Annotated in this window: 1 protein-coding gene; it reads right to left on the reverse strand. The window is 49.6% G+C overall.

Annotated elements, in window-relative coordinates:
• The coding region (locus R7Q41_RS24380) for a S8 family serine peptidase (protein ID WP_318144752.1) at positions 1 to 1,057 on the reverse strand (1,057 nt) is incomplete at both ends.

The following is a 1,057-nucleotide window of genomic DNA, read 5'->3' on the forward strand; positions in this document are numbered from 1 at the left end:
CCTGTTCCAACATCATACGAATCATCTGGTTACAAGGTACGCCAGAGGCATCTTGGCAAGTTGCACGATCGGATAACTGATCTGCATATTTGTATGCCCAAAGTAACGCAGCTGCGCCAGCAACATGAGGACTGGCCATGGATGTACCCGACTGCCAATGCAGACAGGCGTCATTATCGTAATCGAAGGTGCCACACTGCTCATTTGGCATCGTCGAGAGAATACTGTCACCAGGTGCCATTAGCGACACCCAATCGCTACCGAAAGTAGAAAAACTGGCACGATTGTCATCGTCATCCGTTGCACCTACGGCAATCACGTTGTCATAAGCTGCGGGATAGTTCTTCATCGGATCTCCGGCGTTCCCTGCTGCGCTCACTAACAACACGCCTTTCCCCCAAGCGTAGTTAACGGCATCATTTTCCGCTTGGCTATAACCGACTAAGCTAATCGGGTTGCCCTCTTCATCGATTTCATCAGAGCCATAACTCATGTTAATCACGTGGTAGCCGTTATCGGCAGCATAGGTGATCGCATCAATGGAGGAAGATAGCGGGTATACCCCCGTCGCAGCGATAAGGAAGCAGCCAAAAAATGGGTCGCAGCTATAAATCAGATATTCGTAGCACGTCTTCAGGTTGCCAACAGAACTGTTAAAACCGACCCCAGCAATACCAATACCGTTATCTGTCTGAGCCGCCGCAATACCTGCGACATGGGTGCCGTGTCCAACCACGTCCTCTAACGTATCACTTTGATAATCGGTGATGAACTTCTGCTGCTCAACACATTTTCCGTTCCCGAACTCAATGCTACTCACGCTATCCCCTGCCATACGACAATCAATACCGGAATCGAGAATTGCTATCTTGACGGCAGAACTACCTTTCGTCATGTCCCAAGCTTCGGGAGCATTGATATCTGCACCAGGCAAGCCAGAGGCCTCATCCAGATACGGACCAAATAGTGGGTCATTCACCACGGTAGAATGTACTTGCCCAGTATTATTGAGCGCCCACTGCTCAGAAAAGTAGTCACTAGCATAGATACTTCCACC

The sequence above is a fragment of the Vibrio sp. 2096 genome (genome assembly GCF_033339595.1).
GTDB lineage: Bacteria > Pseudomonadota > Gammaproteobacteria > Enterobacterales > Vibrionaceae > Vibrio > Vibrio alginolyticus.